The organism is Streptomyces sp. DSM 106670 (assembly GCF_055792845.1).
Window position 1 is genome coordinate 5,805,352 of record NZ_CM147704.1, and the last position, 25,659, is coordinate 5,831,010.

At 72.8% G+C, this 25,659-nt stretch carries 21 protein-coding genes; 10 read left to right on the top strand and 11 right to left on the bottom strand.

The genetic code is table 11. From position 1 onward, the window contains the following. Window positions 1-174 precede the first annotated feature (174 nt). The 3 genes from ACSMXR_RS25895 to ACSMXR_RS25905 all read right to left on the bottom strand — a co-directional run bounded on the left by ACSMXR_RS25895 (window position 175) and on the right by ACSMXR_RS25905 (window position 2,931). Window positions 175-1,251: a HAMP domain-containing sensor histidine kinase gene (locus ACSMXR_RS25895; protein ID WP_137233469.1), complete on the bottom strand. Its 1,077-nt coding sequence runs from the start codon at window positions 1,249-1,251 to the stop codon at window positions 175-177. Then, window positions 1,248-1,985 carry a response regulator transcription factor gene (locus tag ACSMXR_RS25900; RefSeq protein WP_030079431.1) on the bottom strand — a complete coding sequence of 246 codons (738 nt, stop codon included), beginning with the start codon at window positions 1,983-1,985 and terminating at the stop codon, window positions 1,248-1,250. The genes ACSMXR_RS25895 and ACSMXR_RS25900 overlap by 4 nt, the downstream gene beginning before the upstream one ends. 235 nt (window positions 1,986-2,220) lie before the next feature. Continuing rightward, window positions 2,221-2,931: a spermidine synthase family protein gene (locus ACSMXR_RS25905; RefSeq protein ID WP_473172447.1), complete on the bottom strand. Its 711-nt coding sequence runs from the start codon at window positions 2,929-2,931 to the stop codon at window positions 2,221-2,223. Window positions 2,932-3,193: 262 nt separating this feature from the next. Here ACSMXR_RS25905 and lon point away from each other — a divergent pair, with 262 nt between their 5' ends. Then, complete coding sequence (gene lon / locus ACSMXR_RS25910) at window positions 3,194-5,611, top strand: endopeptidase La (RefSeq protein WP_473170028.1); 2,418 nt, start codon at window positions 3,194-3,196, stop codon at window positions 5,609-5,611. A gap of 122 nt (window positions 5,612-5,733) precedes the next feature. Here lon and ACSMXR_RS25915 read toward each other — a convergent pair whose 3' ends face one another. Beyond that, the gene (locus ACSMXR_RS25915) at window positions 5,734-6,486 is read right to left on the bottom strand and encodes a polysaccharide deacetylase family protein (protein ID WP_376185263.1); all 753 of its coding nucleotides are present in this window, start codon (window positions 6,484-6,486) and stop codon (window positions 5,734-5,736) included. 310 nt (window positions 6,487-6,796) lie between these two features. Here ACSMXR_RS25915 and ACSMXR_RS25920 point away from each other — a divergent pair, with 310 nt between their 5' ends. Beyond that, a complete protein-coding gene (locus tag ACSMXR_RS25920) occupies window positions 6,797-7,279 on the top strand; it encodes a MarR family winged helix-turn-helix transcriptional regulator (protein WP_137233472.1) in 483 nt (160 codons plus the stop codon). 85 nt (window positions 7,280-7,364) lie between these two features. Here ACSMXR_RS25920 and ACSMXR_RS25925 read toward each other — a convergent pair whose 3' ends face one another. Further along, the gene (locus ACSMXR_RS25925; RefSeq protein ID WP_381789613.1) at window positions 7,365-8,159 is read right to left on the bottom strand and encodes a hypothetical protein; all 795 of its coding nucleotides are present in this window, start codon (window positions 8,157-8,159) and stop codon (window positions 7,365-7,367) included. A 364-nt stretch (window positions 8,160-8,523) separates the two neighbouring features. Between ACSMXR_RS25925 and ACSMXR_RS25930 the strand changes: the two genes are divergently transcribed. Genes ACSMXR_RS25930 through ACSMXR_RS25950 form a run of 5 tightly spaced genes read left to right on the top strand, consistent with a single transcriptional unit; the run spans window position 8,524 to window position 14,635 of the window. Next, complete coding sequence (locus tag ACSMXR_RS25930) at window positions 8,524-11,793, top strand: sensor histidine kinase (protein ID WP_473172448.1); 3,270 nt, start codon at window positions 8,524-8,526, stop codon at window positions 11,791-11,793. Next, complete coding sequence (locus ACSMXR_RS25935) at window positions 11,790-12,296, top strand: roadblock/LC7 domain-containing protein (RefSeq protein ID WP_050504843.1); 507 nt, start codon at window positions 11,790-11,792, stop codon at window positions 12,294-12,296. The genes ACSMXR_RS25930 and ACSMXR_RS25935 overlap by 4 nt, the downstream gene beginning before the upstream one ends. Then, window positions 12,293-12,709 (top strand): DUF742 domain-containing protein, encoded by a 417-nt coding sequence (locus ACSMXR_RS25940; RefSeq protein ID WP_137233474.1) that lies wholly within the window; start codon window positions 12,293-12,295, stop codon window positions 12,707-12,709. The genes ACSMXR_RS25935 and ACSMXR_RS25940 overlap by 4 nt, the downstream gene beginning before the upstream one ends. After that, window positions 12,690-13,361, top strand: coding sequence for a GTP-binding protein (locus tag ACSMXR_RS25945; protein ID WP_103507136.1), 672 nt, complete (start codon window positions 12,690-12,692; stop codon window positions 13,359-13,361). Before ACSMXR_RS25940 ends, ACSMXR_RS25945 begins: the two co-directional genes overlap by 20 nt. A gap of 38 nt (window positions 13,362-13,399) precedes the next feature. Beyond that, on the top strand, window positions 13,400-14,635 hold the full coding sequence (locus tag ACSMXR_RS25950) for a styrene monooxygenase/indole monooxygenase family protein (protein ID WP_030079408.1): 1,236 nt from the start codon (window positions 13,400-13,402) through the stop codon (window positions 14,633-14,635). Window positions 14,636-14,715: 80 nt separating this feature from the next. On the opposite strand, the gene ACSMXR_RS25955 is transcribed toward ACSMXR_RS25950, so the two are convergent. The 5 genes from ACSMXR_RS25955 to ACSMXR_RS25975 all read right to left on the bottom strand — a co-directional run bounded on the left by ACSMXR_RS25955 (window position 14,716) and on the right by ACSMXR_RS25975 (window position 21,233). Beyond that, window positions 14,716-16,017 carry a C40 family peptidase gene (locus ACSMXR_RS25955; RefSeq protein WP_473170029.1) on the bottom strand — a complete coding sequence of 434 codons (1,302 nt, stop codon included), beginning with the start codon at window positions 16,015-16,017 and terminating at the stop codon, window positions 14,716-14,718. Between the two features lie 165 nt (window positions 16,018-16,182). Next, window positions 16,183-19,092, bottom strand: coding sequence for an outer membrane protein assembly factor BamB family protein (locus ACSMXR_RS25960; protein WP_473170030.1), 2,910 nt, complete (start codon window positions 19,090-19,092; stop codon window positions 16,183-16,185). A gap of 114 nt (window positions 19,093-19,206) precedes the next feature. Further along, window positions 19,207-19,482, bottom strand: a complete 276-nt coding sequence (locus ACSMXR_RS25965) for a hypothetical protein (protein WP_086779598.1) — start codon at window positions 19,480-19,482, stop codon at window positions 19,207-19,209. Between the two features lie 4 nt (window positions 19,483-19,486). Then, window positions 19,487-20,263 (bottom strand): TetR/AcrR family transcriptional regulator, encoded by a 777-nt coding sequence (locus tag ACSMXR_RS25970; RefSeq protein ID WP_137233477.1) that lies wholly within the window; start codon window positions 20,261-20,263, stop codon window positions 19,487-19,489. Window positions 20,264-20,297: 34 nt separating this feature from the next. Beyond that, entirely contained in the window at window positions 20,298-21,233 is a 936-nt protein-coding gene (locus ACSMXR_RS25975) for an AurF N-oxygenase family protein (protein WP_137233478.1), read from the bottom strand. A gap of 257 nt (window positions 21,234-21,490) precedes the next feature. Here ACSMXR_RS25975 and ACSMXR_RS25980 point away from each other — a divergent pair, with 257 nt between their 5' ends. The 3 genes from ACSMXR_RS25980 (at window position 21,491) to ACSMXR_RS25990 (ending at window position 24,470) form a co-directional block, all read left to right on the top strand. Beyond that, window positions 21,491-22,603 (top strand): ferritin-like domain-containing protein, encoded by a 1,113-nt coding sequence (locus tag ACSMXR_RS25980; RefSeq protein ID WP_030079396.1) that lies wholly within the window; start codon window positions 21,491-21,493, stop codon window positions 22,601-22,603. Window positions 22,604-22,670: 67 nt separating this feature from the next. Continuing rightward, a complete protein-coding gene (locus ACSMXR_RS25985; protein WP_473170031.1) occupies window positions 22,671-23,603 on the top strand; it encodes an ADP-ribosylglycohydrolase family protein in 933 nt (310 codons plus the stop codon). A gap of 9 nt (window positions 23,604-23,612) precedes the next feature. Next, window positions 23,613-24,470 (top strand): hypothetical protein, encoded by an 858-nt coding sequence (locus ACSMXR_RS25990; protein ID WP_473170032.1) that lies wholly within the window; start codon window positions 23,613-23,615, stop codon window positions 24,468-24,470. A 45-nt stretch (window positions 24,471-24,515) separates the two neighbouring features. On the opposite strand, the gene ACSMXR_RS25995 is transcribed toward ACSMXR_RS25990, so the two are convergent. Then, window positions 24,516-25,643: an amidase family protein gene (locus ACSMXR_RS25995; protein ID WP_473170033.1), complete on the bottom strand. Its 1,128-nt coding sequence runs from the start codon at window positions 25,641-25,643 to the stop codon at window positions 24,516-24,518. Window positions 25,644-25,659: the final 16 nt, after the last annotated feature.

Sequence of the window (25,659 nt, forward strand, 5' to 3'; positions counted from 1 at the left end):
ACATCGAAGGGCGGGTTTCGGCGCAGGAAATGGCGGGAAACAAGCGAGGTTCCACTGCACTCCGGGTACGCAGGACCGTGGGTACGGTCTTCCGACCGAATCCCCGTGCGGTCCCCAGCTGGCAGGACACGGATGAACGTGCCCTTCCGGTTCGACCCTATGTCAACGATGCCGTCAACCGCGCTGCTCGGGGATTCCCGGGAGGGTGACCTGGATGCGGCAGCCCCTTGCGGATTCGGCCACTCCGATCCGGCCGCCGTGCAGATCGACCGCCCAGCGGGCGATGGCCAGACCCAGTCCCGTACCGCCGTCGCTGCCCGGACCGTGCGGGGACGGCGCCTGACCCCGGTTGAAGCGCTCGAACACCCGGTGGCGCTCCGCCTCCGGGATGCCGGGCCCCTCGTCCATGACCTCCAGCTCCAGCGACTCGGGATACGCCCCGCGCCGCGCGAGCACCGTCACCCGGCCGTGCGGCGGACTGTGCTTGACGGCGTTGTCGATGAGGTTGGCGACCACCTGGTGCAGCCGCTCCGCGTCCGCGTGCGCGGTGAGCTCCGGCGGCGAGACGTCCAGGTGCAGATGGACGTCCGTACGGGAGTGATTGCCCGAGCCCGACGACAGGCGTCGCTGGGAGGCCGCGAGATTGGCCTCTTTCAGTACGCCCGAGAGATACGGCCACACCTCGAAACGGCGTGCCTTGAGCGCCACCACCCCGTTGTCCAGGCGCGACAGGTCCAGCAGCGTCTCGACCAGCCGGCCCAGCCGCTCCGTCTGTTTCAGCGCCGTGCGCATCGTCTCCGGATCGGCGGCGGACACCCCGTCCACCACGTTCTCCAGCACGGCTCGCAGCGCCGCGATGGGCGTACGCAGCTCATGGCTGACATTGGCGACCAGCTCTTTCCGGTGCCGGTCCTCCGCCTCCAGATCGTCCGCCATGCGGTTGATCGTCTGCGCCAGGTCGCCCAGCTCGTCCCGCCGCCCGGCGCCGCTCACCCGGCGCGTGTAGTCGCCGTGCGAGATGGACCGGGCCACCGCTCTCATCTCGTCCAGCGGCGCGGTCAGACCGTGCGCCACGAACTGCGTGATCAGCAGCGTCGCGATCACCGAGAACACGGTGATGAACTGGAACTCGGTCCGGGTCCGCAGGGCGACGATCAGCAGCCCGGTGGTGATGAACACCGAGACCACGACGAGCGTGCCCAGCTTGGCCTTGATGGAGAAGGGCCGCATTCCGGGCCCTGGCCAGGTCATGGCGCCGGAGTCTCCAGGGCGTAGCCCACACCGTGCACGGTACGGATCCGCTCCGCGCCGATCTTCCGGCGCAGCGCCTTGATGTGGCTGTCGACCGTACGGGTGCCCGAGGCGTCAGCCCAGTCCCACACCTCGGCGAGCAGCTGCTCCCGGGAGAGCACGGCGCGCGGGGTGTTGGCGAGGCAGACCAGCAGGTCGAACTCGGTCGGCGTGAGGTGGACGTCCTCCGCGCGCACCCGGACCCGGCGCTGCGCGTGGTCGATCTCCAGCTCACCCAGACGCAGTATCCCGCTGCGCGGGGTCACGGCGGCCAGCGCGGCCCGCTCCACCCGGCGCAGCAGCACGTGCACCCGGGCGGCCAGCTCCCGCATGGAGAACGGCTTGGTCATGTAGTCGTCGGCGCCGACCCCGAGCCCGACCAGCATGTCGGTCTCGTCGTCGCGTGCGGTGAGCATCAGCACCGGCACCGGACGCTGCGCCTGCACCCGGCGGCAGACCTCCAGGCCGTCGAAGCCCGGAAGCATGATGTCGAGCACCATCAGGTCGGGCTGCCAGGCCTCGGCCGCGTCCACGGCCGCGGGGCCGTCCAGCGCGGTCTGCACCAGGAAGCCCTCCGCCCGCAGCCGGGCGGAAATGGCGTCGACGATCGTGGCGTCGTCCTCGACCACCAGCACCCGGCGCTGAGCCCCCGGGGTGGCCGCGACGCCGTTGTGGGTGGTGTGTGTCTGTTCCATCGCCCCGCCCCTGCCCGTTCTCGCGGGAGCCATTCCCCCGCAAGGCACGGTCTTCGCTCGTGGATTTCGTGGGTGATCCCGTGTGCCGGTCAGCAGCGTAAAGGCAGCGGAGGGCTCCCGGCTACGCAGGGTGTTGCCCCGGAGGGACGAGTTCACACCCACCGGGCAACCGGATCGTCGCCCTTGTGCCGGTTGGCCCGTGCCACCACCGGGTCCCGCATACCGGGAGGGGGGTTCAGACGGCCCGGAGTGCGAGATGGACCACGTCGGGCACACCTCGGGCAACGGCCACCTCTTCCGTCCTAACCCCGCTGAACCCGGCATTCCGCAACGCCTGTTCGAAGGCCGGCGACGGCTGCGCGGACCAGACGGCGAGCACGCCGCCCGGGGTCAGCCGGTCGTGGCAGTGCGCCAGACCGGCGGCGGAGTAGAGGCTTCCGTTGTCCTCCGTGACGGTCCAGTCGGGCCCGTTGTCGATGTCCAGGCAGAGCGCGTCGTAACGCTCCGTGGCCGTACGGAGGTGGGCCACGAGATCCGTGTGCAGGATCTCGGTCCGCGGGTCCGCCAGCGCCGGCCCGGAGATCCGGTCCAGCGGCCCGTCCCGGTGCCAGTCCACGATCGCCTGCTCCCGCTCCACGACCGAGATCCGCCCCCAGCGCTCCTCCTCGGCGGCCCGCACCAGGGAGAAGCCGACGCCCAGGCCGCCGATCAGCACCGAGGGGCCCGTCCGCCCGGCGGGCAGCGCGGCGAGCGCGGCGTCGATCAGCAGCCGCTCGGAGCGCCCGTCGGAGGTGTCCATCAGGAAGCAGCCGTTGGCGATGATCTCGAAGTGCTCCCCGCGCTCCCGCAGCACGACCTCGCCGAACGGACCCTCGCGGCGGTCGAGGACGACGGGGGAGTCGGCCGGGCGCGTCGGCAACGGATCGGGGGCGGGCGTCGAGGGCATCGCGGCCGTCGCAGACATCGTGGGTCTCTCCGGTCTCCGGTCGTGGTGGTCGGTGTCCGCCATCCTGTCCCGCCGCCCGCGCCGAGTGCCAGCGGGTTCCCCGCTCCGGGCACGGGGAACAAGCGTCCGCCCCGCGGTGCTCCCGTAGACGGGCGGAAGCCCCGAGCGGCTGATCGCTCAGAGCGAACAGACCATGGGGAACATTCGGCGGCTCAGGAGCATTGAGTCCACATAGCTCAACTTGCCTGCCGAAGGGGAGATCATGACTAACGAGTCCCAGGCGTTCACACCGATCGACCTGCCCGTGCTGCCGCTCGACGACGAGGTCGTCCTGCCCGGCATGGTGGTGCCGCTCGACCTGTCCGACACCGAGGTCCGCGCCGCCGTCGAGGCCGCGCAGGCCGCCGCCCGTCCCGGCGGCGGAAAGCCCGAGGTGCTGCTGGTCCCGCGGATCGACGGTACGTACACGGGGACCGGCGTCCTCGGCACCGTCGAGCAGGTCGGACGCCTGTCGGACGGCGACCCGGGCGCGCTCATCCGGGCCCGGGACCGGGTCCGCATCGGCGCCGGGACCAGTGGCCCCGGCCGGGCGCTCTGGGTCGAGGGCACCGTCCTCGACGTCGCCGCCCCGGACCCGCTGCCCGGATCCGCCGCCGAGCTCGTCAAGGAGTACAAGGCGCTCGCCACCAGCTGGCTGAAGAAGCGCGGCGCCTGGCAGGTCGTGGACCGGGTCCAGCAGATCGACGACGTCTCCGCGCTCGCCGACAACTCCGGATACTCGCCGTTCCTCTCCACCGCCCAGAAGGTCCAGCTCCTGGAGACCGTGGACCCGGTCGCCCGGCTGAAGCTCGCCATCCAGTGGCTGAGCGAGCACCTCGCCGAACAGGACGTGGCCGAGTCCATCGCCAAGGACGTCCAGGACGGCGTCGACAAGCAGCAGCGCGAATTCCTGCTGCGCCGCCAGCTGGACGCCGTACGCAAGGAACTCGCCGAGCTCAACGGCGACCCGGAGGACGAGTCCGACGACTACCGGGCCCGTGTCGAGGCCGCCGACCTGCCCGAGCACGTCCGCGAGGCCGCGCTCAAGGAGGTCGAGAAGCTGGAGCGCTCCAGCGACCAGTCGCCCGAGGGCTCCTGGATCCGCACCTGGCTGGACACCGTCCTCGAACTGCCGTGGACCGAGCGGACCGAGGACGCCTACGACATCCGCGGCGCCCAGGAGGTCCTGGACGCCGAGCACGCCGGCCTGGCCGACGTGAAGGAACGCATCACCGAGTACCTGGCGGTGCGCAAGCGCCGTGCCGACCGCGGTCTCGGTGTCGTGGGCGGCCGCCGTGGCGGCGCCGTGCTCGCCCTGGTCGGCCCGCCCGGCGTCGGCAAGACCTCGCTCGGCGAGTCCGTCGCGCACGCCATGGGCCGTAAGTTCGTCCGTGTCGCGCTCGGCGGTGTCCGGGACGAGGCGGAGATCCGCGGCCACCGGCGTACGTACGTGGGCGCGCTCCCCGGACGCATCGTGCGGGCCATCAAGGAGGCCGGTTCGATGAACCCGGTCGTCCTGCTCGACGAGATCGACAAGGTCGGCTCCGACTTCCGGGGCGACCCGGCCGCCGCCCTCCTCGAAGTCCTCGACCCGGCGCAGAACCACACCTTCCGCGACCACTACCTGGAGGTCGAGCTCGACCTCAGCGACGTCGTCTTCCTGGCCACGGCCAATGTGCTCGAAGCCATCCCGGAGGCCCTGCTCGACCGCATGGAGCTGGTCCGCCTCGACGGCTACACCGAGGACGAGAAGGTCGTCATCGCCCGGGACCACCTGCTCCCGCGCCAGCTGGAGCGAGCGGGTCTGGAGAAGGACGAGGTCGCTCTGGAGGAGTCGGCGCTGCGCAAGCTGGCCGGCGAGTACACCCGCGAGGCGGGCGTACGGAATCTGGAGCGGGCCGTCGCCCGGCTGCTCCGCAAGGTCGCGGCCCAGCACGAACTGGGCGACCGCGAGCTGCCGTTCACGGTGACCGACGCGGATCTGCGCGGCCTCATCGGCCGACCGCACCACGTGCCCGAGTCCGCCCAGGACCCGGCCGAGCGCCGCACCGCGGTGCCGGGCGTGGCCACCGGGCTCGCGGTGACCGGGGCGGGCGGTGACGTCCTCTTCGTCGAGGCGTCACTCGCCGACCCGGAGACCGGGGCGTCCGGACTGACCCTGACCGGTCAGCTCGGCGACGTCATGAAGGAGTCGGCGCAGATCGCGCTGAGCTTCCTGCGGTCGCACGGCGCGGAGCTGGAGCTGCCGGTCGCGGACCTCAAGGACCGGGGTGTGCACATCCACTTCCCGGCCGGCGCGGTCCCGAAGGACGGCCCGAGCGCCGGTATCACCCTGACGACCGCCCTGGCCTCGCTGCTCTCCGGACGCCTCGTCCGTACGGATGTGGCGATGACCGGTGAGGTGTCGCTGACCGGACGGGTGCTGCCGATCGGCGGCCTCAAGCAGAAGCTGCTGGCGGCCCACCGCGCGGGCATCACCACGGTGGTGATCCCCCAGCGCAACGAGGCCGACCTGGACGACGTGCCGGCCGAGGTGCTGGAGAAGCTGGACGTCCACCCGGTCACCGACGTCCGCCAGGTGCTGGAGATCGCCCTCGCCCCGGCCTCGGCCCCGGCGGAGAGGATCCCGGCCGCGGCCTGACCGCCACGCAGTGACGGGCGCGGCATCAGGTGCGCGACCGGTACGGACGGCCCGCTTCCCGAGTCAACGGGGGGCGGGCCGTTCCGCGTGCCGTGAGGGCCGGCCGGTCGTCGGGCCGCGGCTCAGGGGCGGTAGATCGTGCCCGGCTCCGGCTCGGCGGGGGCCATCAGCTCGGGGACGGTCACGAAGGTGTAGCCGTCCTTCTGGAGCGCGTCGATGATCCCGGGCACGGCGGGCACGGTACCCCGGTAGATGTCGTGGAGCAGGATGATGCCGTCCTTGCTGGCCTGGTCCAGGATCCGCTTCTTGATCAGCGCCGAGTCGTTGGTCGAGTAGTCCTTGGCGGTGGCGCTCCACAGCACCTGGGAGAGTCCCAGGTCCTTGCTGATCTCCGAGACCGTGTCGTCGGTGCGGCCCTGCGGCGGGCGCATCAGCCGGGGCTTCTTGCCGGTGATCTTCTCGATGGCCAGCTGCGTCTTCTCCAGCTCGGCCCGTATCTGATCCGGCTTCTGATCGGTCAGGACCTGGTGCGTCCAGGTGTGGTTGGCCACCTCGTGGCCCTCGTCCTCGATGCGCTGCACCACGGCGGGGTGCTTGACGACGTGGTGCTTGCCCAGCAGGAAGAAGGTGGCGTGCACCTTCTTCTCCTTGAGGATGTCCAGCAGCCTCGGCGTGTCCTTGCCCGGCCCCGCGTCGAAGGTCAGGGCGATGCACTTGGCCTTGCGGCAGTCCACCGGACCGAACGAGCCCTTGGCGTCCGAGGCCGCCTCGCCCCGTGCCGAGCCCGGCGCCGTCGTGTCCATCGAGCAGCCGCTCAGCGTCAGTGTGAGCGCGGTCACCAGCGCCGCGGCCAACCCCATCCCCCGCAACGGCATCTTTCTGGGCACGACGCATCACTCCTCTGTGCGGAAATCCGCACAGGTGTGCGGTACGCCGAGGACTATACACAGCGCGTATACGCGGAGTGCATAGTGGGGTCCCGGGCCGCGAAAAGCCCCGGTGACCTGGGGTGCGGTCGCCGGGGCCGGGGAGCGGGCGCTCGGTGCGGGGCCGGCCGTCCGCGTTGCGCCGCCGGTCCCCTTCTGCGGAATACTGTCCGGGCTACGACGTCGGCCGGTCGCGGAAGAGGCTTGCATCGGCAGGACGCCGTGGGAATCGGCAGGGCACCGTATGAGGGGTACCGACGTGCGCGGGAACGACATCGAGCCGGAGCCGGGCACGCCCGACGAGAGCGGCGTGGACCATGAGTTCCTGGCGCTGGAGCGCGAGCTGGCGGTGTTCCTGCGCCGGGCGCGGGCCAGCTCGGGCGAGATGGCCCGGGAGGTCCACCCCGAACTGGAGCCCGCCGCCTACGGGCTGCTCGTCCGCCTGGAGGCGGCGGGCCGGCAGCGGGCCACCGAGCTGGCCGCCTACTTCGGCGTCGGCAAGGCCACCATGAGCCGCCAGCTGCACTCCCTGGAGAACCTCGGGCTGGTGGCCCGCGAACCCGACCCGGCCGACGGGCGCGCCTGGCTCGTCCACCTCACCGACGACGGCCTGGCCCGCTTCCGCAGCGTCCGGGACGCCCGCCGCGGGCGCTATGTGCGCAAGCTGGCCGACTGGGACCGGGCCGAGATCGCCGAGCTGGCCCGGCTGCTGCACCAGCTGAACACCCGCGCGGAGAGCTGACCCGCCGCCCGTACGGCCTCGGGTATCCGCCTCCCGTACGGGCCTGCGGCACCCGCCGCCCGTACAGGCCTCCGGCCTCCGGCGGTCAGCCCAGCTCCACCAGGAGCGCGGTCGCGTCGTCGTGCGTCTTGCCGCGCCCCAGCCGTACGCGCCCCGCCTCCGCATCGGCCAGCTCCAGCTCCCGCACCCGGTCGATCAGCCCCTGCGGCCCCGCCTTCCGCAGCAGCCCCAGCGTGCCCGCCCAGTCGCCCTCGCCGAACACCTCCGTCCAGCGGCTCGCCCCGTCCGTGAGCGCGGCGAGGGCCCGGACGCCGGCCGCCGGGGTGCTGCCCGTCACCGCGCGCGCGGCCACCGACGGATCCGCGGCGGCCGTGAAGAAGCCGCCCTCCTTGTTACGGACCGTGGAGTCGGCGATCTCGTTGGACGCGAGCGAGCCCGGCGGCAGCCGGTCCAGCCGGTCGTCGAGAACCGCCCGGACCGTGCCGTCGGCGGACTCCAGCAGCAGGGCCGAGTCGGAGAGCACCAGGTGCTCGATCGTCTGTTCGTTCCAGCGCGCCAGGACCACGGTCGCCTGAGGCGTACGCACGTGAGAAAGGTCACAGGTGACCCGATGGGCGTCGGCTGTACGGGAGATGGCCGCGGCCAGGATCTCGGCCAGGGTCAGATCAGGGCGGGAACCGGACAGTTCCACCAGCGCGCCGCCCAGCCGTGCGGTGAACCACGGGACCGAGTGCACACAACCGTCGTCCCCGCGCGGCGGGGTGACGCCGTCGAGCAGGACCAGCACACCACCCTGGCCGGACGCGGGAAGAGACCCGGACACCCAGTCCTCGTTGGGGCGTTCGGGACTGCCGGGAGCGGTGGCGAGTTCGATGCGCATACGGTCAGTCTGCACGAGCCCTTCACCGTCCCCGCACGCGACCGGATTTGGCCTGTACCAGCAGGTCAACGGGTGCGCACCGGCCGGAAGGGGCGGCTCCGGACCGATTGCGGGCGGGCATCCTGCCAAAGGCGGAGCGGAAGTTCCACCCCATGGTCCATGCATGGTCAGAGGCGCCCCAGGGCAGACTTGTTCGCCAACTCCGGAGTGATGTTCACTCCTTCGAGTGGCGGAGCGGTTGATGCGCGCCCCCCTCTCATAAGCGCTGGAATGGTCGGAAGCCGTACCAGGAGCGGGGCGCCCTTCCATGTGACCGTGCGTCACCTCTGCTTCAAGGGTGGACGAGTCAAGATTGCGAGCACCGGTGCAGAAGAAGCGGCCGCGGAGCAAGGGCACGACGCGCGACGGTTCCGGGGCGACGCCTCCGGCACCCGGCGCGGACAAGCGGACCGTGCGGGTACGCAGCCGACTGGTCGCCGGTGTCGCGGTCGTCGGCGTCATCGTCCTGGCGGCGGGCGCCCCCGCCGCGCTCGGGGCCTCCGCCGATCTGAGCGAGTCCCAGCGGCTGGTCACCCTCGCCGAGCTGAACCAGCAGGCGGTCACCCTCGCGCACTCCCTCGCCGACGAACGTGACGCCGTCACCGCGTACATCGCCGACGGCCGCGCCGAGGACGCCGACGACAAGGACGGCGCGAAGAACCGCGCCGCCCGCACCACCCGCGTCGACCAGCAGATCGACGAGATCCACGAGGCGGCCTCCGCGGCCCTGCGCCGCGACCTCTCGACGGTCGCCTCGCTGCGCCGCGAAGCGCTGACCGGCAAAGGCTCGGCCCTGGAGGCGCACCAGGCGTACTCCGACGTCATCGCCAAGCTGCACGGCATCGCCGCCGAACTGGCGGAGAAGACCCCGCCGCGCGCCGCCGACGCCACCCGGGCCCCGCTCACCCTCGGCGGCGCGTCCGAACAGGCCTCCGCCACCCGCGGGCTCCTCCTCGCCGCGCTCGCCGTGCCGAGCCCCGAGCCGACGGCCCCGCAGACCGACCCCTTCACCGGGCTGCCCGTGCAGACCCAGGACGAGGACGCCACCCGGGCCGACCGCGAACGCGACGAGCTGAGCGCCGCCGCCCAGCAGGCCCGCGTCCGGGAGCTGGCCGCGCTCGCCGACTTCGACCAGGCGGCGGACCCGGAAGCCCGCGACAAGCTCTCCGCCACCGTCACCGGACCCGAGGTCAACGACGCGGAGAAGTACCTCACCCGGCTCACCGACCGCCCCGAACTCTCGGACGCCGAGCGCAGGGTGAGCCCCAAGAAGCTGGAGGCCGCGCTCTCCGCCCGCGTCGACCGGATGCGCAGCGTCGAGTCCGCCCTGACCACCGGCCAGGTCCGCCATCTGGAGGGCCTGCGCGACGACGACGTCACCGCCCTCGAACTGAGCATCGCCCTGCTCGGCGGCTGCTTCCTGCTCGCCGTCGGCGTCTCCACGGCCGTCGCCCGCACCCTCACCCAGCCGCTCGCCGTCCTGCGCATCGGCGCCGCGCGCCTCGCCGAGGACCCCGCGAACGCCGAACCGGTCCGCTACACCGGCCGCAACGACGAGTTCGCCCAGGTCGTACGGTCGATGAACGCCCTGCACGGCCGGCTCACCACCCTGCACCAGGACCTCGGCGGACGCGTCGAGAACCTCACCGCCGAACGGTCCGGCCTGATCAAGAGCCGGGAGACCCTGGCCGAGCAGCGGACCGAACTCCAGGAGCGGACCGCCGAGCTGACCACCCAACTGGAGCAGCTGCGGAACACGGTCAACCACACCTTCGTCAACCTCTCGCTGCGCACCCTCGGCCTGGTCGAGCGGCAGCTCGGCGTCATCGAGGGCCTGGAGGAGCGCGAGCAGGACCCGGAGCGCCTGGCCACCCTGTTCAAGCTGGACCACATGGCCACGGTCATGCGCCGCCACAGCGAGAACATGCTCGTCCTGGCGGGCGCCGAGCACGGCCACGGCCACGCCGGTCCGATCCCGCTGGTCGACGTGGCGCGCGCCGCCGTCAGCGAGATCGAGCGGTACGAGCGGGTGACCATCCAGTCCCTGCCGCCGCACGCCCAGATCGCCGGGTTCGCCGCCGACGACCTCAGCCACCTGCTGGCCGAACTCCTGGAGAACGCCACCTCCTTCTCGCCGCCGGACTCCCATGTCGAGCTGTCCGGCTGGCTGCTGGAGAGCGGTGAGGTGATGCTCTCCGTGTCGGACGAGGGCATCGGCATGTCGACGGTCCGGATGGACGAGCTGAATGCCAGGCTGGCCGACCCGGCCTCGTTCGAGGCCGGTGAGCAGAATGCCGACGGCGCCGGACTCGGTCTCCAGGTGACGTCGTTGCTGGCCGCCCGGCACGGAGTACGGGTCCAGCTGCGCGAGCAGAAGGGAAGTGGAGTGACGGCCGTCGTCGTCCTGCCGCAGGCCCTGCTGCCCAAGACCCTGCCCGCCGCCACCCCGCCCGCCGTGCAACTGCCCGGTGACGCGCCCACGCTCAACCTGCCGGGCTCGGTGGCCGAGGCCAACTCCAACGCCCTGCCGCGCCGTTCACCGCTCCCGGCGACCGCACCGGAGCCGGGCACGCCCGCCGGGGCCGCTTCGGACCCGGCAGACTCGTCTGACCTGTCTGACCTGTCTGACCTGTCGGACAGCGACGAGGCGGACGCCCCGGAGCCGGTCGCCGAGCCGGTCGCCGAGGCGCTGCCCGCCGTGGACCCGATGATCGCCGCCGCCGAGCGGACGATCCGTGAGAACGCCGCCGAGAGCGCCGCAGCCGAGGACGCCGGGGTCGACGAGACCCCGGAAGCCACCGCCGTACCGCAGCAGGGGCAGCAGGAGCAGGACGCACAGCAGCCGTTCACGGAAGCCGAGCCCGAGGCCGAGCTTGCTGCCGTGACTGGTGCTGGCACCGACGCCGGACCGGGCACCGAACCGGACGCCGAGCCGGACGCCGAGTCGGAGTCCGAGATCACGCTGCAGGTCCGCCTGCCGAAGCCCCCGACCGCTCCGGCCGACCCGACCGCCCCGGCCGGCCCGGGGCTTCTGTCGGACCCCGCCGTCCCGGCGCCGGCCGACCCGTACGCCATCGGCCCCGACCGCCACGAGCGCCCGGCCGAGAACGGCCCGGGCGACCAGGACCCGGACGGGCCCGCGTTCCGCCCCGCGCCGCACGCCGAGGCCGCCGCCGGTTCCGCGCCCGCCGAGACCGTCCCCGGACCCCGCCGCCCCGAGGCTGGACGGATCACCGACAAGGGGCTGCCGAAGCGCACCCCCAAGGTGGTCCGGCCCGACACCGCTCCCGCCACCGGGCGCACCGGCAGCCTGGACCGGGACGCCCTGCGCCGCCGGCTCGGCAGCTTCCACCAGGCGGCGAAGGAGGGCCGGCGCGACGTCGAGGCGGAGATCGCCGAGACCGGCGGCATCGCCCTCGCCGGTCTCGGAGGCGTACCCGCCGACCGCACCGGGCACCAGAGCACCACCGCACCGACCACGGACACCGCACAGGACGCACGGAACGCAAGGACCGCCCGGGCCGCCGAGACCGGCGGCCGGGCGGACGGCCGGAACGAAGAGACGGGGGACACAGTCGAGGAGGCACGCAGTTGACTGCGCCCAGCACATTCGGGCTGAGTACCGAGGCCCGGAACCTTCACTGGTTGCTGAGCAATCTCGTGGAGGAGGTGCCAGGGGTCCACTCGGTCACCGTCGTCTCGTCCGACGGCCTGATGCTGCTCTCCTCCGACCCCGGCCATCTGACCGCGAAGGCGGCCGGACCGGCCACCGGGACGTCGGACGGACCCACCTCGGACGGGCCCAAGGGGTCCAGCGCCGACCTGGCCACGATCGTCTCCGGCATCGGCTCGCTGACCGTCGGCGCGGCGAAGCTGATGGACGGCGGCGGCGTCAAACAGACGATGGTCGCCATGGACGAGGGCAGCGTCTTCGTCATGTCGATCAGCGACGGCTCCCTGCTCGGCGTCCACGCCACCCCGGACTGCGACATGAGCGTCGTCGCGTACCACATGGCGCTCTTCGTCGGCCGGGCCGGACACGTACTCACCCCCGAACTCCGCAGCGAGCTGCGCACATCGTTGGAGAGCGCCCAGTGACCACCGCCGCCGCAGAACCCGCCCCCCGCCTCCCCGTCCGCGGGGCCGACAAGCGCGCCGCCCGGGTCCGCCCGTACTCCCTCACCGGCGGCCGCACGCGATTCGGGCACGTCCTGCTGGTCGAGACGTTCGTCGCCGCCCTCGAAGCACCCGACGAGCGCCGCGAACTCACCAACGGCAACCTCGCGTCGCGGGTGATGCCGGAGCTCCAGGCCATCGTCGAACTCTGCCGCCGGATGCGTACGGTCGCGGAGATCTCGGCCCTGCTGAAGATGCCGCTCGGAGTCGTCCGGGTGCTGCTCAGCGACCTGGCCGACCAAGGAAAGATCCGCGTGTACGGGACCGGTCACGGCACCGGCCAGCCCGACCGCGCACTGCTCGAAAGGGTGCTCAATGGACTCCGCCGTCTCTGAGGCGCCGCTCTTCGCCCCGCGTCAGCCGGGGGCCCGGGACCAGGCGTCAGGGCCCGTGGACCAGGCCGAGGAGTCGCTCCAGGCCTGGCAGCTCGACCACACCCGCGCGCCCACCGCCACAAAGATCGTGGTGGCGGGCGGCTTCGGCGTCGGCAAGACCACGTTCGTCGGCTCGGTCTCCGAGATCACGCCGCTGCAGACCGAAGCGCTGATGACGCAGGCCAGCGAGGAGACCGACGACCTCTCCGCGACACCGGAGAAGACCACCACGACGGTGGCCATGGACTTCGGCCGGCTCACCCTCGACGACGACCTCGTCCTGTACGTCTTCGGCACCCCGGGCCAGCAGCGCTTCTGGTTCATGTGGGACGACCTGGTGCGCGGGGCGATCGGCGCGGTCGTCCTCGCCGACACCCGGCGTCTGGAGGACTGCTTCCCGGCGCTCGACTACTTCGAGAGCTGCGGCCTGCCGTACATCGTGGCGGTCAACCACTTCGAGGGAACACCGGGTTACGAGCCGGAGGACGTCCGCGAGGCCCTGACCGTACCCCCGCAGGTGCCGATAGTGATCATGGATGCGCGTAACAGGATCACGGTCGTCGAGTCGCTGCTGGCCCTCGTGGGGCATGCTCTCGACGTCACCCCCGCCTGACGCCTCGAATCAGAAACAACGGAGCACGGAGAGCCGCGATGCGGAAGATACTCATAGTCGGAGCCGGTCAGTCCGGGCTCCAGCTGGCCCTGGGGCTGCAGTCCAGAGGCTACGAAGTCACCCTGATGTCCAACCGCACCGCCGACGAGATCCGCACCGGCCGGGTCATGTCCACCCAGTGCATGTTCCACACCGCGCTCCAGCACGAGCGGGACTACCAGCTGAACTTCTGGGAGTCCCAGGCCCCGAAGATCGAGGGCCTCGGCGTCTCCGTCGCCGCCCCCGACTCCTCCCGCGCCGTCGACTGGGTCGGCAAGCTCGACGGCTACGCCCAGTCCGTCGACCAGCGCGTGAAGATGGCCGGCTGGATGGAGACCTTCGCCCAGCGCGGCGGGCAGCTCGTCATCCACGGCGCCGCCGTCTCCGACCTGGACTACTTCTCCCGCACCTACGACCTGGTGATGGTCTCGGCCGGCAAGGGCGAGCTGGTCTCCATGTTCGGCCGGGACGCGGCCCGTTCCCCGTTCGACGCCCCGCAGCGCGCGCTGGCCGTCGCCTACGTCCACGGCATGGGCCCGCGCCCGGAGCACCCGGAGTTCGACGCGGTCCGGTGCAACCTGGTGCCGGGCGTCGGCGAACTGTTCGTGATGCCGACGCTCACCACCTCCGGCCGCGCCGACATCCTCTTCTGGGAGGGTGTCCCGGGCGGACCGCTCGACGCCTTCCAGGGCATCAAGGACCCCTCCGAGCACCTGGCGAAGACGCTGGAGCTGATGGAGAAGTTCACGCCGTGGGAGTACGCCCGCGCCACCAGGGTCGAGCTGACCGACGCCAACGGCACCCTCGCCGGCCGCTACGCCCCCACGGTCCGCAAGCCGATCGGCCGGCTGCCCGGCGGCGGCCTGGTCCTCGGCGTCGCGGACGTCGTCGTGGCCAACGACCCGATCACCGGCCAGGGCTCCAACTCGGCCTCCAAGTGCGCCAACTCCTACCTGGACTCGATCGTCGAGCACGGCGAGAAGGAGTTCGACGCGGCGTGGATGCAGTCCACGTTCGACCGTTACTGGGACACCGCGCAGCACGTCACGAAGTGGACCAACGCGATGCTCGGCGTCCCGCCGGAGCACGTGCTGAACCTGATCGGCGCGGCCGGCCAGCTCCAGCCCGCCGCCGACCGCTTCGCCAACGGGTTCAACGACCCGGCGGACTTCGAGAACTTCTTCTACGAGCCCGAGAAGACGAACGCCTACCTGGCCTCGCTCACCGGGGCCTGAGCGCCCCGACCACCCGCTTCGGCGGCCGGACCAGCACCGCCGGTCCGGCCGCCGAGCTCTGCCCGTACTCCTTGGCTCTTCTAGGAGGCGTCCGGTGGTGCCGCGTCCGTGCTGTATCCGGTGTCCGCGCCGTCGCGTGCGCCCTCGGGGAGTTCCGGGAGCGTGTACGTGGACAGCGGGGCGCCGCCGGGGTCGGGGCGGACGGCTCCCAGCAGCGGGTTCGACGCCAGGGGCGAGACCTTGACCTTGGTGCCGGGGCGGGGCGCCTGCACCACCAGGCCGTTGCCGATGTACAGCGCCACATGGGTCGCCTTCGGGAAGTAGATCACCAGGTCGCCGGGGCGCAGCGCGGAGACCGGCACCTTCGGGAGCTGCTTCCACTGCTCCTGCGAGGTGCGCGGGATCGCCCGCCCCGCCGCCGCCCAGGCCTGGGAGGTGAGCCCGGAGCAGTCGAAGGAGCCGGGGCCCTCGGCGCCCCACACGTACGGCTTGCCGATCTGCCGGACCGCGTACGCGACGGCGTCGCCGCCCTGTCGGGTCGGCGGCCGGGTGGAGCTGAGCGCCCCGGAGGCCACCAGTTCGCGCTGGGCCTTGTCCACGCCCTGCTGTTCGAGGCCGGCGAGCTGGGCGATCTGCTCCTCGGAGAGCGTGGCCAGCAGCCCCTCGACCTCCTTGAGTCTGCCGTTCACGGCATCGCGCTGCTTCTTCTGCCGCGCGGCGAGCTTTTTCTGGTCGTCCAGCGCCTTGCGGGCGGCGGCGGCCAGCTTGTCGGCCCGCCCGGCGCTGTCGGTGAGCCGGTCCACCGTCGCCGCGCGGTTCGCGGCCAGCCGCCCCACGACATGGCTCTGGTCCAGGGCGCGCAACGGGTCGCGGGCCAGCAGCAGTTGGAGGTACGCGGAGAATTCGGTGCGCCCCTGGTACTGCTCCCGGGCCAGCCGCCCGGCGTCCCCGCGGCTGAGCTCCAGCGCGGCCCGGGCCTTCGCCAGGTCCGCGTTCACCTTCTTCACCTGCGCGGTCCGCTGCTTCAGCTTCTCGGCGGTGGCGTTGTAGGTCTCGGTCGCCTCCTCCGCCGCCCGGTAGCGGGTCTGCAACTCGCGCAGCAGGGCGACGACGCTCCTGGGCGCCTCGGGTGCGCCGAGGGCGGTCTCGGCATCGACCTCCGGAGCATCGGTCGGGTCGGTCGTGCCGGGCACGTCGGTCGCGTCGATCTCGTCGGTTCCGTCGGCCTCCTCCGGAGAGCCCGATGCGTCCGGGGCGTCCGCCTCGTCGGATTCCCGGGAGGGTACGGGGCCGGGCTCGGCCCGTGCGAAGGTGGCGGGCGAGACCGTGAGCGCCGTGGTCAGCACGGTCGCGCAGACCGCGCGCAGGAGTCTGCCTGACACGACATCACCTCCGTGACGGAGACGAAGCCCGGCACCGGGCTCGTCCATAAATGGGCGAATCCGATAATCCGGTCACTCGATGTCAGGTGACGCAAGCACCGCGCGGCGCGCCGTCCGGGGGATCCCCCGGACGGCGGTGGTGGCGACGCGAGGGCGCCGGTCCGCCTAAGCCACCGGGAAGGCGTAGAAGGACCGGTCCCGCTGGACGACGACGGTCTCGCCGAAGGCGAGCGCCCGGTACGGCGCGCTCACCGTCGCCCCCTTCGGATCGGCCGACCCGATGTCCTGGAACTTCCACAGCCGCTCGCCGTCGGCCGCCGAGAACACCGTGACCTGGATGGCGTCGGCGGCGATCAGGGTCTTCTCGCTGCTGCTCAGGGTGAGCGAGGGGGCGTTGCCGATGCCCGGCACCTCGGTGGAGCGACGCCACACCAGCCGGCCGCTCTCCCGCTCCACCGCGCCGACCAGCCGGCTGCGTTCGGTGGTGTGGATCAGGGGCCCGGCGATCAGCGGGGTGCCGAACCAGGAGCCGTCACTGCCCTCGACGCGCCACAGCGGCTTCGTCGTGTCCGCCTCGAAGGCCTGGAGATCCCGGCCGACCGCCGCGTACAGCGTCCCGTCCTCGTCGCCCGTGGTGGCGGCCTCCAGGGAGGCCGCGCCGTACTTCTTGGTCCACAGCAGCTTGCCGGTCTTCTGGTCGAACGAGCGGACCGAGCCCTTGCCCTTGGCCGCCTTGACCTCGGCCGCCGTCAGGCTGACCGCGTCCTGCCGTACGAGAACGTCGGCGGAGCGCTCCGCCACCACCCGGTAGACGGGGGTGCCCGGGGAGCGGCCCGCGGGCACGGCGGTCCGCCACAGCTCCTTGCGCTGCACGATGTCGTACGCGAAGAAGTGGGCCTGGACGACTTCCTTGTCCTTCTCCTTCTTCTTGCCCTTCTTCGGCTTCGGGGCCTTCACGGTGACCGTGTGCGATCCGGTGAACCAGATGACCGGCCCGGAACTCCCGGCCAGCCGCCCGACGGTGAGGCCCGGCAGGTCGGCGAAGGCTTCGGTGTAGCGCACGCGGTGCACGACCTTGCCGTTCTTCGGCGACAGCCACAGGAACTCCGTGGGGCTCGCCACAAAGACCAGATCGTCGCCCGCCGCCAGCGCGGCCTGCCCCTTCGCCCCGTCCGCGCGCTGCCACAGCCGCTTGCCGGTGCGCAGGTCCACGGCGCTCGCCTGGCTCTCGCTGGTCACCACCAGGAGCTTGTCCTGCCATACGGCGGTGGTGAGCGGGGACGACTCGGAGGCCGGGTGCGCGTAGATCCAGCGCGGCTCGGGGGCCTGCCCCGGGAGCGTACGGCGGGGCTTCGGCGCGGGCTTGTCGTCGGTCGCCGCCGCCGTGTCCCCGGAGCCGAGCGCGGCGACCGAACCGCCGCCCACGACCAGCCCGCCGACGGCCGCCGCCGCGACGGTCAGCAGCGTCCGGCGGCTCGCACCGGGGTCGGGCGCCGGGGCGGGCGCGGGAGGCAGCGGCAACGACACCATCGGGCCGCCGCCGGATCCACCGGGCCCCGCCGGTCCGGCCGGCAGCGCGGCGGCGGGGTAGGGGGCGGGCCCGCCCTGCGTGTGGCTCGGCCGCTGGTGCAGTTGTTGCGGCTGCGGCTGCGGCTGCTGAGGCTGTTGCGGGGTGCCGGGGGCGGCGGGCAGCGCGGGCGGCATCGGGTGGGCCGCCGGGACGAGGGCGGCGCCCGGGGGTGCGGTGAGTTCGTGGGGGAGCGCGAGCTGGGTCGTCGGGCGGTCGTTCTGCGGCGGTCGCGGTCCGGTGTTGAGGAACCGCGTGGTGCCCCGGTCCTCACCGATGTCCCCGTCGGACGCGGACGCGGAAGCGGATACGGATGCGGCGGTGGGTGCTTGCGATGAGGGGGCGTTCACCGGCGAGGCGTCGGCCGGTGACGCGTCCGCCGGTGGGACGGGCAGCGGCCGGGCGTCCTCGGGCTCCGGGGCCGTACGGGCGTCCTGCGGCTCCGGGAGCGCGCGCGGGTCCTCGGGCCGGGCGGCGTCCGTACGCGGGTCCTCGGGCCGGGCGTCCTCGGGCTCCGGGGTGTCCTCCGGCCCGGACTCCTCGGCCCCGGCCTCCGCCCCGGCCGCCAACTCGGCCTCCGGCTCCTCCTCCGGCGGCTCCAGGGCCAGGACCCGTGCCTCCTGGTCCGTGACCGCCGCCGCGAGCCGTTCGGGGAGCCAGCCGCCCCGGGCGAGGCCCGCCGCGCCCTCCAGGGCCAGTTCGGCGGCGACCGTGCCGGCGGCGGGCCGCTCGGCCGGGTCCTTCGCCAGGCAGCTCGCGATCAGCTCGCGCAACGGGTCCGGTACGGCGTCGAGTTCGGGCTCGTCCTCGGCGATCCGGCGGGCGGCCTCCTCGGCCGGGCCCTCCGTGAACGGGGTCGTCCCGGTCGCCGCGTACGCCAGCAGCAGCCCCAGCACGAACAGGTCGGAGGCGGCGGAGACCTCCTTGCCCTCGATCTGCTCGGGCGTCAGATAGCCGAGCCGTACCGAGAGCTGGCCGCCCGGACCCACCTCCGCCGAGGCGGCGGCGCCCAGCGGGCCGAAGGCGGTGAGGCGGGGCCCGTCGGCGGCCAGCAGCACCGTGCCGGGGGCCAGCCCCTGGAGCACCGAGCCGGAGGCGTGCACCCGGGAGAGGATCTCGGCGATGCCCGCGCCCAGTATCCGCAGGGCCCGCTCGGGCAGCGGACCGGCGATCGCGACCGCCTCGGCCAGCGGCAGCGCGGGCACGTAACCCGCCGCCGTCCACAGCGGCTCCGGTCCGTCCGCAGGGGCCTCCGGCTCCTCGCCGGTGTCGACGGGCGGGCTCACCCAGCCGCCCGCGAGCCGCTCGGCGGTGCGCGCCTCGGCCCGGAAGCGGCGGCTGAAGACCGGTACGGCGGCCAGTTCGGGGCGCGCGGCGGTGACGAGGGCCACCTCGCCGGTGGCGGTGTCCCGGGCCACGTACCGTACGGCGCTCGCGCCTTCGTGGAAGCGGGCCAGCGCGGTGAAGCGGCCGAAGCGGCGTGGATCGTCCTGACGCAGCGCCTCCATGGCGCACCCCCCTTGTGACCGTCCTCCGGCGACCGAGTGACCCGGCGCTCGGCACCTGACCGTCGATCTTAGACCGACCGGCCCGTGCCGTACGCGAGAGCCGCCCGCCGGGGTTCAGTCGCGGCTCGGCGGCTTGGACCAGGGCCACTTGAGCGTGCGGTGCTCGCGGCCGCCGGGGGCGTACTCGTACACCCAGCCGCGCTGGAGCCCGAGCCGCTTGGTGTAGCCGGCCGGGACGCGCTGGTACGCGTACACGGTGGCGGGGCCGCCGTCGGGGGAGGGCACCGGGACCTCGTACCACTTCGGCGGGTGGCCGGTCGGGCCGAGCAGGATCGGCAGGACCCGGCCGTCCAGGGGGCCGCCGCGGAAAGGGGTGTTCTCGCTCTTCACCCGGTCAGTCTGACGCAGCGGCCGGGGACAGCAGGTGCGCCGCCTCCGCGACGACCGGAATAACCCGTTCCGCCAGCTGTCCCGCCGGGCCGTCGGGCCGCTCCAGGGCCAGCAGCTCGTTCACCACCACCGCGGTCTCCGGGTCGGTGGCGGCGGTCGCGGTGAGCAGGGCGATCAGATGGTCGACCAGCCAGCCGCGCAGCTCGGCCGCGTCCGGCCGCTTCCCGTCGTCGAGCCAGATCAGCGAGGCCGCCTCGACGGCCGCGATCCAACTGCGCACCATCATCCGCAGCCTCGGCCCGGCGGGCTGCTCCCCGGCCCCGCCGATCCGCCCGAGATGGCGCAGGATCTCGTCGGCCGCCGCCCGGCGCACCCCGTCCACGATCGTCGTCGTACGGGAGGTCTCCACCACGCTGCCGCCGCGCAGCAGGGCGCTGAACCCGGTGTCGTGCTCGTCGACGAAGCGCAGATAGCGGTCCAGGACCCGGGCGACCCGCTCGGTGGGCGGGCCGACCGGCGGTTCGGTGAAGCACAGCGTCAGCTCGTCGGCCGCCGAGCCGAGCGCCGCCTCGTACAACTGCTGCCGCCCGCCCGGGAAGTAGCGGTAGACGAGCGGCCGGGACACCCCGGCCGCCACCGCCACCTCGTCGAGCGAGACCTCGTCGGGCGCCCGGTGGGCGAAGAGGCCGAGCGCGGCGAGCAGCAGCTGGGAGCGGCGCTCCTCGACGCTGAGCCTGCGGTACGTCGCCCGGGGCGGCGGGACTGCGGCGGTTGAGGTCATGCCACCGAGCCTAAGCGCTGACCCGCGATACACCTCAGGCCAGCAGGCCGGAGCTTCGCCACAGCCGGCGGCCGACGCCGTTCAGCAGCCCGATGTCGTCGAAGAAGTCGGTGAGCCGTTTCGCGCCGGTCTGCATCACCTCGGCGCGGTGGCCGCTGGCCTTCACCTGGGCGACGGCCTCGCGGCGGTCCAGGCCGACGTTCTCGTACACCTGCGGGTTCACGAAGCAGACGGAGAAGACCCGGGCCGCCTCGCCGCAGCTGACCTTGGTGAGTTCGCGCTCCCAGCGCGGGGCGGTCACCATCTGGCGGCGCAGCTCCTCGCGGGCGTACCGGACGTGCCGGGCCTCCTCGATCACATGGATCCGGGTCACGCCGCGCACCAGGGTCTGCACCCGCTCGTCCGGGAACGTCAGCCGCTGCATCCAGTCGAGGATCTCCTCGCCCAGCAGGGTCGCGGCGAACGAACCGGGGGTGGTGGAGACGGTCTTCAGGACGCGCGCGAGGTTGTGGTAGACGCGCGGCACCGGGTACGTCGGGGCGCCGCCCCAGTCGATCATGCGGCCGAACATCATCGAGTGCCGGCACTCGTCGGCTATCTCGGTGAGCGCGTAGCGGACGTGGTTGCTGGTCACCGGCTTGTCGTAGATGTGCCGGACCAGCAGCTGCATCAGGATGATCTCGAACCAGATGCCGAGCGAGGCGAGCGCCGCGCCCTCGTGCCGGGAGAGGTCCAGGCGCTGTTCCTCCGACATCCGGTGCCACATCGGGGTGTCGTACAGCGAGAGCAGCTCCGGCGGCCAGAACCACCTGCCCTCCTCGACGGCGGAGTCCCAGTCGAGTTCGGTGTCGGGGTCGAAGGAGTGCTTGGCCGAGGATGCGAGCAGCCGCAGGGCGATCTGCTCGCGGTCGCGGAGCGGCCCGAGCGCGTCGCGGAGCACGGTCACATCGCGAGCGGTGACGGTCGTCATGGCGGGAGCACCTCACACAGGGGTTACCGGGAACGGGGGTTACCGGCGGTCACCCCTTATGAGACTGCTTGTCAGCAAGGCCGTCAATCCCTTGCGCACGACTCCGCACGACTCCGCGCGGCTCCGTACGACTTGTTGACCCGCTGTCTACCAACGTGTGAACCTGCCGGGGAGGCGGCTGACGCACGCGCTCAACTGCCTTCGGTGCCACGGAACTTGTCGATCACGTCCCGCTGTCCGAGGCGAAGGAGCCGTCCGTGTCCACTCATGACCTCTACACCACCCCGCCCGCCGAACCGGTCTGGCAGGTCCCCGCCACCGGAGCCGCCCGGTTCAGCTGGGACTACGACGACGGCCGCGAACGCCTTCTCGCCCTCTACCAGAAGGGCAAGGACAAGCAGTGGGACGGCAACAAGCGCATCGACTGGTCCCTGGAGGTCGACCCCGCCGACCCGCTCGGCACCCCCGACGAGGCGCTCACCCTGTACGGCACCCCGCACTGGGCGAAGATGACCGAGAAGGACCGGGGCGAGCTGCGCAAGCACTACACCTCCTGGCAGTTCAGCCAGTTCCTGCACGGCGAGCAGGGCGCGATGGTGTGCGCGGCGCGCATCGTGGAGTCCGTCCCCGACCTGGACGCCAAGTTCTACTCGGCCACCCAGACCATGGACGAGGCCCGGCACGCGGAGATCTACGGCCGGTTCCTGCACGAGAAGATCGGCATGCTCTACCCGGTCAACGACAACCTCCAGGGACTGCTGGGCGACACCCTGCGCGACTCCCGCTGGGACATGCCCTACCTCGGCATGCAGGTCCTCATCGAGGGCCTGGCGCTGGCCGCCTTCGGGATGATCCGCGACACCACGACCAAGCCGCTGCCCAAGCAGATCCTCGCGTATGTCATGCAGGACGAGGCCCGGCACGTCGCGTTCGGGCGGATGGCGCTGCGCGACTACTACAAGCAGCTGAGCGACGCCGAACTCCGCGAGCGCGAGGAGTTCGTCATCGAAGGCTGCTACCTGATGCGCGACCGGCTCAGCGGCGTCGAGGTCCTGGAGAACTTCGGCATCGGCAAGCAGGAGGCGAAGGACCTCTCCGAACACTCGGAGTACCTCCAGCTCTTCCGCAAGCTGCTCTTCAGCCGGATCGTCCCGTGCGTCAAGGACATCGGCCTGTGGGGCCCACGGCTCCAGAAGGCGTACGTCGACATGGGCGTCCTCGAACTCGGCGACTCCAACCTCGACCTGCTGATGTCGCAGGACGAGGAGATAGCCGAGGAACTGGACCGCGAACGCTTCGCCGCGGAGGAGCAGGCCCGGGTGGCGGAGGTCGCGGACGCGATCGACGAGGGCGCCGCCGACGCCGCCTGAGGGGCGGTGCGGCGGGAGGGGCCGATAAGGGATGTACGCGGACGGGCCAGGCGGTCACGATGCTGACATGACGACGAACCCGCCCGCAGCCACCCCGGTCGGCGCAGCCGGTCACGCCGCCGCCCGCCGCAGCCTCGAAGCACTCGCCCTCGGCGACGCGTTCGGCGAGCGCTGGTTCCCGCTCTTCCGTGAACCCCGGCAGGCCGTGAACGAGATCCGGGCCCGCCGCACCCCGCCCGAACCCCGCTGGCACTGGACCGACGACACGGCCCTCGCCCTCGCGCTGATCCGCTCCCTCGACGAGCGCGGCCACGTCGACCAGGACCACCTGGCGCTCTGCTACGCCCTCGCCTTCGACGCCGACCAGGCCCGCGGCTACGGCCACGGCATGCACCTCCTGCTGCCCCGGCTGCTCGACGCCCCGGCCGACTGGCGCACCCTGGCCCCCGAACTCTTCGACGGCGGCAGCCTCGGCAACGGCGCGGCCATGCGGGTCGCGCCGCTCGGCGCCCGCTTCCACGAGGATCTGGACCTCGTCGCCGCACAGGCCGCGCTCTCGGCGGAGGTCACCCACGCCCACCCGGACGGCATCGCGGGCGCGGTGGCCGTGGCGGTGGCGGCGGCGCTGTCGGCGCGCGGCGAACTGACGCTGGACGCGGTCGCGGAACGTACGCCCGAGGGGCCGGTACGCGACGGGGTGCGGCGCGCCGCGCGGACGCCGTTCAGCACCGAACCGTGGCGGGCCGCGGACCTCCTCGGCAACGGGCAGCGCATCCGCGCCGACGACACCGTGCCCTTCGCGCTGTGGAGCGCGGCCCGTCACGGGGACGACCTGGAAGCGGCGCTCTGGGCGACCGCGGCGGGCCTCGGCGACGTCGACACCACGTGCGCCATCACCGGCGGTGTGGTCGGGGCGGCGACCGGGACGGCCGGGGCGCCGGAGGCGTGGCTGCGCAGGCGTGAGCCGTTGACCGAAAATCCGTTCGCGAACGTGTCGTAACGTGAGCCCATGACCACCCCGCCGCACCCGCCGCAGGGCCCCTACGGGCCGCCGCCCCCGCAGAACCCCTACGGCCCGCCGCCGGCCGCCCCCGGGGCCGTGCCGCAGCAACAGCCCTACGGCTACCCGCAGCAGCCCCCGCCGCCGCCCCAGCAGGGCGGCTGGGGGCAGCCCGGCATACCCGGCGGGGGCGGCCCGGCGATGGGCGGCTGGCCGCCGGCGGGCCCGCAGCCGCCGCGCCGCAAGCGGACCGGGCTGATCGTCGGGATCGCGGTCGGCGCGGTGCTGGCGGCGGGCGGCATCGTCTACGGCGTCACCCAGCTCGCCGACAAGGGCAGCGACCTGGTGTACCCCAAGGCGGAGTACCGGCTCACCGTGGAGAAGAAGCTTCTGGACGGCGAGTTCACCCTGGGTCAGGACCTGTCGGAGACCGAGGGCAAGGAGATCGAGGACACCCCCGACCCCAGCATCCGGAACGCCGAGGCGGTCGTCGCGCACTACACATCGGCCAAGGGCGGCGCGCTGGTGCTCTCGGGGATGTACGGGCGGCTGGCCAGCCCCGGCTTCATGCGCGGCGAGATCATGAAGGGCGCGGCGGACGCCGACGGCGCGAAGCTCATCGTGCCTCCCAAGGAGTTCCGGCCCGAGGGGTACGACATCACGATCGAGTGCCAGGTCGTGCAGTCGAAGGAGGCCGGCGGCGCCGTGAACATTCCCATGTGCGCCTGGGGCGACGACAACACCGCCGCGATGGTCGCGCTGATCCGCCCGGAGTCCGTGCTCAAGGACGCCAAGTCCGTGGACCTGGCGACCGCGGCGGCGGAGACGGCCAAGGTCCGCGAGGAAGCCCGCAAGCCGATCGGCTGACCGGGGTTCCTCGTCCGGGGCGGCCGAGCGCCCGGGGCCGGATCGTCACCGCGCGGCCGCGGGCGGTCTCCGGGCCGGGGGCAGGGCGTCCTCCACCGCGCGGGCCGCGGCGAGCAGCCGGAGGTCCGCGCCGTGCGCCGCCACCAACTGGAGCCCCACCGGGCAGCCGTCCCCGGTGAATCCGGCGGGCAGGCTCGCCGCCGGATGCCCGCTCAGGTTGAATGCCCAGGTGAGCGCCGTGGAGTAGAAGGCGCCCGGACCCTCGTGGCCGTGCGGCCGGTTCGGTGTGGCGGGGGTCAGCAGCAGGGCCCCGCCGGCGAGCAGCGCCGCCAGCCGCTCGTCGTTCGTCCGCCGCACCCGGACCGCCTCCGGGTCGTCCGGCGCCCCGCCCCGTACCGCCGTCCAGGCGCCCACCGGGTCGAGCAGCCCGGCATCGCGCTCCACCAGGCGTACGGTCCCCGCCGCGACCAGCCGGTCCACCGCCCTGCCGACGACAGCGGCCACCTCCGGGTCCACGTCCGCGAATCCGAGGTCCTCGCTGTACACGGCGGGCAGAGGCAGACGTACGGGCGTCGGCATCTTCAGGGGCGAGGCGGCGGCGGGCGGCTCGTACCCGTCCAGCACGTGCCGCAGATACGGCTCCGCCGCGGCCACCGACCGGGCGAGCACCCCGGCCGATGCCAGCCCGGACCGGTCGGGCGAGGGGAGCAGCCCGTTCGTCGTCTTCAGCCCGAACACCCCGCACCAGGCGGCCGGGATGCGGACCGACCCGGCCCCGTCGCTGCCCGTCGCCAGCTCCACCATTCCCGCCGCCACCGCGACCGCCGACCCGGCCGATGAACCGCCCGGAGTACGGTCCGCCCGCCACGGGTTGACCGTACGGCCGTGCGCGCCCTGCCCCCAGGTCTGCCAGTGGGTGCCGGGCCCGGGCACCGAGGTCGCGCCGACCGGGACCCCGCCCGCCGCGATCAGCCGGCGGGCCGTGAAGGACCGGATCCCGGAGGGGCCCTTCACCGCGAACGGCAGCCCGCCCAGCGGCAGTCGCCGGGCCAGAGCCTCCCGTTCGCGGGCGAGCGCCTCGTCCGGCCAGACCTCGATGAACGCGTGCAGCGCCGGGTCCAGCCGGTCGATCCGCTCCAGGGCCCGCGCCACGGCGGACGGTGTCGGTGTCACGGGACCAGTCTGCCGC

What these genes read in the sequence shown, in the direction of transcription:
- ACSMXR_RS25895 (WP_137233469.1), bottom strand. Translation starts at nt 1,251, where the DNA reads ATGACCTGGCCAGGGCCCGGAATGCGGCCCTTCTCCATCAAGGCCAAG.
- ACSMXR_RS25900 (WP_030079431.1), bottom strand. Translation starts at nt 1,985, where the DNA reads ATGGAACAGACACACACCACCCACAACGGCGTCGCGGCCACCCCGGGG.
- ACSMXR_RS25905 (WP_473172447.1), bottom strand. Translation starts at nt 2,931, where the DNA reads ATGCCCTCGACGCCCGCCCCCGATCCGTTGCCGACGCGCCCGGCCGAC.
- lon (WP_473170028.1), top strand. Translation starts at nt 3,194, where the DNA reads ATGACTAACGAGTCCCAGGCGTTCACACCGATCGACCTGCCCGTGCTG.
- ACSMXR_RS25915 (WP_376185263.1), bottom strand. Translation starts at nt 6,486, where the DNA reads ATGCCGTTGCGGGGGATGGGGTTGGCCGCGGCGCTGGTGACCGCGCTC.
- ACSMXR_RS25925 (WP_381789613.1), bottom strand. Translation starts at nt 8,159, where the DNA reads ATGCGCATCGAACTCGCCACCGCTCCCGGCAGTCCCGAACGCCCCAAC.
- ACSMXR_RS25945 (WP_103507136.1), top strand. Translation starts at nt 12,690, where the DNA reads ATGGACTCCGCCGTCTCTGAGGCGCCGCTCTTCGCCCCGCGTCAGCCG.
- ACSMXR_RS25950 (WP_030079408.1), top strand. Translation starts at nt 13,400, where the DNA reads ATGCGGAAGATACTCATAGTCGGAGCCGGTCAGTCCGGGCTCCAGCTG.
- ACSMXR_RS25960 (WP_473170030.1), bottom strand. Translation starts at nt 19,092, where the DNA reads ATGGAGGCGCTGCGTCAGGACGATCCACGCCGCTTCGGCCGCTTCACC.
- ACSMXR_RS25970 (WP_137233477.1), bottom strand. Translation starts at nt 20,263, where the DNA reads ATGACCTCAACCGCCGCAGTCCCGCCGCCCCGGGCGACGTACCGCAGG.
- ACSMXR_RS25975 (WP_137233478.1), bottom strand. Translation starts at nt 21,233, where the DNA reads ATGACGACCGTCACCGCTCGCGATGTGACCGTGCTCCGCGACGCGCTC.
- ACSMXR_RS25985 (WP_473170031.1), top strand. Translation starts at nt 22,671, where the DNA reads ATGACGACGAACCCGCCCGCAGCCACCCCGGTCGGCGCAGCCGGTCAC.
- ACSMXR_RS25990 (WP_473170032.1), top strand. Translation starts at nt 23,613, where the DNA reads ATGACCACCCCGCCGCACCCGCCGCAGGGCCCCTACGGGCCGCCGCCC.